The organism is Shewanella sp. A22, assembly GCF_053850585.1.
The window spans coordinates 1-7,837 of sequence record NZ_JBSQBN010000166.1 but is presented as its reverse complement, the minus strand read 5'-3'; the positions used below and the strand labels follow the sequence as shown (position 1 = coordinate 7,837).

The window sequence follows — 7,837 nt, the reverse complement described above, 5'->3', positions numbered from 1 at the left end:
GCATCTAACGAAGCATAAAGGACTTTGAAACCCGCCAGAATGGAGTCTCTCAGGTATTCCATTTCTGTGTTACATCGATTTAAAAGGCAACAACCATTTCTACATCAATGTGCCTTGAATTGAAAAACCTGAGAGACTCTGAACTGACCAGATATTTAATGGGATTGGTATAACCCTATGGGGCTTTTCTCTGTTTGCCAAACCCCTTTGTCATAAAGCGTGCACTGCTTTTTACCATCAGTTTACCTTCTACATACAGCTCTCCCGCAACCTTATATAGCGGGGGACGAGAAGAGGTAATTTCACCTTTAATTAAAATTTGGCTATTAACCGGTACTTCATGTAAATAGCGAATACTCATATCGGCAGTAACCGCTTCAATTTTTTGTTGAAATAACGCCTGGCACATTCCACTATCCAACAACGCAGATAAAAATCCACCGTGCAAAATACCTTGATAACCTTGTTGGTGAATAGTGCCTTTAGCTCGGGCCCACACCCGTTGATCGGCACTGCTATAAAACTGCAGATGCAAGCCCAATAAGGGTTGTGTACCACATAACATGCAATGTTGATGGCTCAATTGCTTCTCGACTGCTTGTAAGGAGTCGAGTGTCATATTGGGATAAAAAAACGTTAAGTCTTCAAATAATAATGCTTTTTCAGATTTATCTTGCTGATACATGTTTGTTCTCAAAAAAATATAAATGCAATTTTTGTTGGCATATGCCAATAAGTATTTTAGAGTATCACATCAATATCGATTTGAGTATTTAACGAGACTAAAAAAACATCCTATTTATACTCGCCTGTTAGCCTTTCAAGATAAACGTTGTCAGCCGAGTGTTACTGATTTAATCAATATGTAACGCTACAGCCAAAAAGTTAATGGCTTAATTTAGCTGACAGTAATTTAACGATAAAGGCTTATTATACCAATCCTATTAAATATGTGATCTTTCAGCGGGAGTTCAAAGTGCTGTAGGCAAGGCAGATGATTGAAGCGAATAGTGATTCTATTTTGAAAGCATCTAACGAAGTATAAAGGACTTTGAAACCCGCCAGAATGGAGTCTCTCAGGTATTCAACTTCTGTGTTACATCGATTTAAAAGGCAACAACCATTTCTACATCAATGTGCCTTGAATTGAAAAACCTGAGAGACTCTAAACTGACCAGATATTTAATGAGATTGGTATTACAAGGGGAAAATAATGGCTTTTGTTATCACGTTTTTAATGTTTATCGTATTTTTTGCCGCGATGGCAATTGGGGTATTTTTGGGTAGAAAACCCATTCAAGGAAGTTGCGCTGGATTGGCGAATGTAGGTATAGAGAAAAGCTGTGATTGTGAAGTCACCTGTGAAGAACATAAAGCCTTATATCAAATACAAGAACCAGCTAAAAAATAAATACAATGGCCGTTTACCGTTAACCACAACACGCAAGAAACGATACTGGGCCATTGCTTACCAAATACGATAACGATTTATTTGATAAACATAGGCCCAATTCGATGTTAATAAAGTAACACTATGGTTTGTAAATAACCTTTAGTTGATCTGTTACCTCTGAAGAGTCAACATAACCGATGACGGCTGGGTCTGCTATTATCTCAGCGATAACAGCAGCAGCAGAGCCAACTTCTTTTGGTGGCTCACCCTTTCCAGAAAATATCAATTGTGACCAATATGCTTGTTGTTGAGAAGCGTTCTTTTCGGTTACCTTGATATGAAATGCTTCTCGAATAGGCGCATCACTTGGATATTCAATAATAATTGGTTTAGTGCCATTTGACAGCGTTTTTAATTTACCTAAAAACAACTTCTTAGCGTCACTTGCATTGAGGCTATCAATACCATTGAGATTTCCCACAACAACAGGTTCTGCAACAGCACTCCCCACGCTAATTAGGAGGCTAAGCATTACTAGTAATAATTTCATCATGTTACTTCCTAATTAAAAGATACAGTCTAAGCGAATTGAATAAACCAACGAGTCATCTTGCTTAGATCCAAAAGTGGTAAGATCAAGATTACTGGCCAAAGTCGCGTTACTAACCATGCCGACTGTATCGCCAAAATTGTTAATTAACGTTGCATCAGCTTTTATCGATACATTGCTTATTACGTCGTAACGTACCCCTAATGAATATGCATCTCGTTCTGCCGTTAATAATGGTTCTATCGGTACAGTAATCCCCCCCAAATTGAAATATTGACCAACCCGTTCAGAATTATCTGTAGTTTCCAATCTAGCAATGGTCACATAAGGCATCCAGTCACCAAAACGGTGCCCATATGTTAGGTAAGCAGACTTAGTATCTGACATCTGCCCGTCAGCTTCTACGGTGGTATATTCACCCGTAACTAAGTTGGCGCCATCATCATATTTCACACCAAAACCAACAAACTCTGTCTTGGTATCATCAGGAATAATAGGGTAGAAGGGGCTTGTTGAAGGCACACTAATTTGTGAAGTACCGTAAACAGCGCGAAGCAATAAATTATCGTATTGCCAACCAGCACTTGCACCATACATGTAGTTAAATTCAATATTACCTTCTTTGGCTTTACCGCCAAATGCTTGCAATTGAACGGTTGAGTGATCTAACTCTAAGTCGTAAGCAATATCACCACCGACATAAGTACTAAATGGTACCGCGCCGTAAACTTCTTCTGGTGGACGGATGAACGGCTGTGCATAACCCACATCAAGAAAATCAGAATACATAAAAATAGGGACACGCAGCTTACCCGCTCTTACGCTGATATCATTATCAAAGGTATGCTTAATATAAGCCCACTCAAACTCTGGATCGTAGTCATCTTCACCTTTGGCAATAAGTTGTGTGACAACACTTGTCTGCTCACCCAAAGCAAATTTAGCTTGAAGACCAAGTAAACTTAATGAGTCCAGCTCATAGCTTTCATCGGAGCCTACATAACCAGCATCGTTATTCGATCTTGTCGCACCCACGCTAAAAAATCCGTTCACCTTAATACGATCGGCTATATCGCTTGCAGTACTGCTTTTAAGCAATCTAATTTCTTGCTCCAGCTGACTGACTCGTTGGTCTACTGTATCGTCTGCGGCAACAGACAGAGCCGTTGTCATCAGCACAGGGATAAGGTAATACTTTGTGTTAACCATTATTTCTCCTAAGGAAACATGTAGTAAATATTTGTTTATTTATGGTTTAAAACATGGGTGAAACAACATTAAAAATGATGTTTATCAAACTTTGTATTGATTGATGACTTGACTAAGCCTCTTAGTAACGTTCTGAATTTCTTTGCTTTCATTAAAGATTACTTTGGCACCATCTCGAACCGAGAAGGAGATTTGATTTGCATCGGTAATACTGTCGGATATCGCTTTGTAAGTTATTTTCTGTTCATCTGTTGCATCAGCAATTTGTTTATTGAGCGTCAAAATACGCTCAACTTTACAAGTGATTTCATTGAGTGAACGACCTGATTTTTCTGATTCTGCAACAGTCATATTGACACTTTGCTGACCTGAGGTCATTGCAACGACCACAGAAGAAGCCCCTTTTTGAATTTCCTCTAACACTTGCTTTATTTGTGACGTTGCATCTTGCGTGTGTGAAGCCAAAGATCGCACTTCGTCGGCGACAACCGCAAAACCTCGGCCATGATCAGCAGCTCTGGCCGCTTCAATGGCAGCGTTAAGAGCCAAAAGATTGGTTTGATCTGCAATACGGCTAATTGTATTTAAAAACTCCCCAGCATTATTCGCCAACGACTCAAATTCACTGACCATTCCAGCCGTTCTATTCACATCATCTGCAAGGGCATTAATGCAAACCAGTGTAGACTCAACAACATCGTTACCTTCTTTAGCAGTCTCGTTAGCATTGGAAGCTTCTGTAGAAGCTAATAAAGCGCTTTCAGCAACAGAAACAACACTCTCAGTAAGCTGATGAACCGCAGCCATAACTGACGCCATAGCAGTATCTTGCGATTGAATTAACTCAGTGCTATCCATACTGGTGGTAGCTAACCGTGTAGACACCTGCTCCAGGGTGATAATTGTTTCTTGTGTAGAGCTAATGTTGCTGTGCATTGAGTTAATAAACTCATTAAACCAATAAACCAAATTTGCGACTTCATCATTACGCAAATATTCAATACGCTTTGTTAAATCACCGTCACCTTCAACAATATCACGAAGTGAATCAGTGACTTGATTTATTGAGCTGGTAATATTCCGAGTTAATAAGTAACTCGATAACACCATCGTTATAATTAAAATAATACCCAGCATAATACCGACAATACGGCTTGCTTCGTTCTGCTCAAATATTGTTGTTACCACATCATTAGATGCGGAATGAATTAATGTTACCGCATCCGTTAATGACTTCTCTAACGCAAGTAGGGCATCATTTGCCTCTCTTGAACGAGGTGTAATCACTTTAAAATCGACATTTCCAGCCACAAGTGATGAGGCAACAAAAAATTTATTTTTGCTGTAAGTATCGAATAACATGATAAAATTGTCGGGCAAGTTAAGTTTTTTGTTGCTGGTTTCTATATTTGATAATACATCTCGCACCGCTGCAGAATATTGCTTTGCTTCTGTAAGTCGATCTTTCTCTCTCGTTGTCACCGCACCTTCAAGACTTTTCTCTACATCTTTTAAGCCTTCTTTGGCGTTATTTAACAGCTCCAGCACTGGAGTGTATTCATGTTGAAGTAAAAGAATATTAGTCTGCGTTTGCCGAACCAGTTTTTGTTGATACAAAAAGAAAATCACAAATCCTAAAATGGCGACAATGGCAAGAAGTCCTATCTTGTGACTGATTTTTAAATTATTCCAGACTTGCATATGTACACCTTCGTTATTTCAAGACAAGCGGATTCGGCAACGAAAATAATTCGCATCAAATAGCACTGTGTCATATTAAGTGGCGTGTATATCCTAATTAAATAGGAACGATTTTCATTTAGGTAAATAGACAACATTAAGAAGCATATATAATACATATTGCAAAGAGTTTTTGTTGTGATCAACTCTTTGTTTTATTCTGTCTCAAAAAAGTTTTAATTATTTTTGTGACTAATGTATCGAACGATTTTTTATAAAACGAATTAATGTTCAACTAAAAAAATTAATTAAACAATCAACATAAAAATAACTACCCATCATTTCATTAAAAATGATCAAGTCGTTAATATCCAATATATGAGCATCAAAAAAACACTCCACCTACGTTAATATCACTTATTAATCCAGTGTTTATTTACACTGTTATGAAATATAATTAATTTATTTCTAAACTAAAAAATGGTTACTATTTAAACATAAAACTTGATTTAAATGTTATTTAATGCCTGGAACATCAATAAAAACGACGCCAACATAATGAATATAAAGAATAAATATAAAAAACATCAATTACTTCCATTATTTTACGACACCCCCAGAACAAATAATAAACAATTAACAGCCTGCTAATAAACCTTGTGGTAATGTACCATTGAATCTTTGCGCCTGAATTTAAAATATTAAAATGAACTTAAGCCAAATTATATATAACTTAACGTTTAGAGAAATTGTTAATTAACTACTTATTACCCTCCAACACGACTTAAAAGCAAACGAACCTATTACCTGCTCTTCTCGCTGTAACAAAAAACTATACCTATATAGTGATAGTCATATCTATTTATCAGTTGATTTATAACAACGCTTTCGCAGTCTCATTCATGTAGATAATCTTAAAATATATAGTATCGGTTTGAGTAGAAAGTCTTTCAATTAATATAGATAATCCGATGAATTAACCTACTTTTACCTAATGAGCCAATACTCACATAACCAAGCTTTATTATTACCTTCACATTGGTATAAACCTGATTACCAATTATGACCGCTATCCTAAGACCAATACCATAAGAGCAATACAGCGATAACAGAAAAGCCATTTAACTGGATGTCTTCGCAAATCCAATGATTGTATAATGCCAACAAACTATTTAGGATCAGCGTATCTCATCCCAAACAAGAACTGACTGAATGACCACTGAGCTTTATTTTATCTACGACTCGCATTGCCCATGGAGTTATGCCGCAACGCCTTTGGTGAATGCATTACAACAAGCCTATCCAGAAATGAAGGTGCATTTACTGCACAGCGCACACTACATTGGCAAAGACAGCGCTGGAGAAGAGCAGATGCAAGCGGCCGCAAAAATCAGTGGGCTTAAGTTTGGTCGCGACCATATTCGCTACGCAAACAGTCCTAAAAGCTCAATAAAAGTCGCAAACTTAATGGCATGGTTGCAAACCAAGCATGCCGATAAGCAATTGCCAGTGCTTAATGCGCTACAAAGAGCCCATTTCATTGAAGGTAACCCGCTTACCAATAAGCACGATTTCAATGCCATTGTAGAAAAGTTTAAATTGTCAGCATCAAATAAAGTATTTAAAGATGAACTGAGTATGGATGCAGAATACGTACTAGAAGGTATAGAAGAGATCCAACACGTTATCGGCACAACCGGCTTTCCCGCAATGGTGATGACCGTTAATGATAACGCTATTTTTATCGATCACTCGCAATACTTGAGCAACCCTCAAGCGGTTGTTGCAACCGTTGAAAAAGAGATAAATGCCATCAAGCAATCAAAGCATTAATGACAAAACATTTTCAATACTGGCAACTTGCAAACAATATTGGAATGTAAACATAAAAACCACGGCTTATCACCGTGGTTTTTTATTCATTGGAATCTTATTCCAACTTACTTAGCCAATACTTTGCACCTGCGACGCCAGTAACCAAATCGCCAAAGCAAAAAATATTATCCCCATAAACTTGTTCTGATAAATACGAAACTTTTCATTTTTCAATAAGGGTTTACCTAAACTGCCCACTAACGCCACTAATAACAAATTAAATGCTAACCCCATCACATTAAGCAGCAGCCCTAATGCCAGCATTTGTTCGCCGGAACTGGCACTTAATTGAGTTGAAACAAACTGAGGCAAAAACAACACAAAAAATATCAGCGCTTTAGGATTAAGCAGGTTGCTCAATACCGCGCGACGATAAAGTAATTTAGCTAAGTTACCCTGCTGAGTAATTTCGGGCGTTTCACTCGCGCTACTGCGCATACAGTCCCAACCCATTTTCAATAAATACGCCCCGCCCATTATCCGTAATAACTCTAACGCCATCGGATTCATCGCCACTAAAGCAGACACGCCCATGGCAGCAAGCACGGTTAACATTAACCCCGAAGTCGCATTACCAAAGCTGGCATACACCCCCACTTTGCGGCCATAGCTCAAACTAGAACTGGCAATTAACAACATATCCGGCCCAGGAATTAACAATAAAGCGACCACTGTCGTTAAATATAAAGGAAGTAAAGCCAAATCAATCATCATAAATACACAAGCAACGAAAAAACAGGAAAATAAGGCGCGGATTTTACAGCTATCCAACATGAATGAAAGTCATGTTGAGCTTCGTATTGTATTTACACAGCCCCCCTTGGCAGGGATTGTTTACAACTGGGTTAATTAACAACCCAAATGAGTAAATATTGATAATCAGACAGGCTATACCAATCTCATTAAATATCTGGTCAGTTCAGAGTCTCTCAGGTTTTTCAATTCAAGGCACATTGATGTAGAAATGGTTGTTGCCTTTTAAATCGATGTAACACAGAAATGAAATACCTGAGAGACTCCATTCTGGCGGGTTTCAAAGTCCTTTATGCTTCGTTAGATGCTTTCAAAATACGACTGCATGGTCTATTTTTTTCCATAAAAAATAACACATTCCCACCATCCATGGCGGT

7 protein-coding genes are annotated in these 7,837 nt (G+C 38.0%); 2 read left to right on the top strand and 5 right to left on the bottom strand.

Translation table 11 applies throughout. From position 1 onward, the window contains the following. Positions 1-175: 175 nt before the first annotated feature. Positions 176-685: a PaaI family thioesterase gene (locus tag ACWXWT_RS19120; protein ID WP_456043164.1), complete on the bottom strand. Its 510-nt coding sequence runs from the start codon at positions 683-685 to the stop codon at positions 176-178. Positions 686-1,213: 528 nt separating this feature from the next. Here ACWXWT_RS19120 and nqrM point away from each other — a divergent pair. Beyond that, positions 1,214-1,411: a (Na+)-NQR maturation NqrM gene (nqrM, locus tag ACWXWT_RS19115; protein ID WP_456043163.1), complete on the top strand. Its 198-nt coding sequence runs from the start codon at positions 1,214-1,216 to the stop codon at positions 1,409-1,411. Positions 1,412-1,532: 121 nt separating this feature from the next. Here the strand turns inward: nqrM and ACWXWT_RS19110 are convergent, their stop codons facing one another. The 3 genes from ACWXWT_RS19110 to ACWXWT_RS19100 form a co-directional block, all read right to left on the bottom strand. Beyond that, the gene (locus ACWXWT_RS19110) at positions 1,533-1,946 is read right to left on the bottom strand and encodes a phosphate ABC transporter substrate-binding protein (RefSeq protein ID WP_456043162.1); all 414 of its coding nucleotides are present in this window, start codon (positions 1,944-1,946) and stop codon (positions 1,533-1,535) included. A gap of 12 nt (positions 1,947-1,958) precedes the next feature. Further along, positions 1,959-3,152, bottom strand: a complete 1,194-nt coding sequence (locus tag ACWXWT_RS19105; RefSeq protein WP_456043161.1) for a hypothetical protein — start codon at positions 3,150-3,152, stop codon at positions 1,959-1,961. Between the two features lie 84 nt (positions 3,153-3,236). Beyond that, positions 3,237-4,853, bottom strand: a complete 1,617-nt coding sequence (locus tag ACWXWT_RS19100) for a methyl-accepting chemotaxis protein (RefSeq protein ID WP_456043160.1) — start codon at positions 4,851-4,853, stop codon at positions 3,237-3,239. Positions 4,854-6,044: 1,191 nt separating this feature from the next. Here ACWXWT_RS19100 and ACWXWT_RS19095 point away from each other — a divergent pair. Then, positions 6,045-6,665: a DsbA family protein gene (locus ACWXWT_RS19095; protein WP_456043159.1), complete on the top strand. Its 621-nt coding sequence runs from the start codon at positions 6,045-6,047 to the stop codon at positions 6,663-6,665. A 111-nt stretch (positions 6,666-6,776) separates the two neighbouring features. Here ACWXWT_RS19095 and ACWXWT_RS19090 read toward each other — a convergent pair whose 3' ends face one another. Further along, positions 6,777-7,421: a LysE family translocator gene (locus tag ACWXWT_RS19090; RefSeq protein ID WP_456043158.1), complete on the bottom strand. Its 645-nt coding sequence runs from the start codon at positions 7,419-7,421 to the stop codon at positions 6,777-6,779. Between the last annotated feature and the right edge of the window lie 416 nt (positions 7,422-7,837).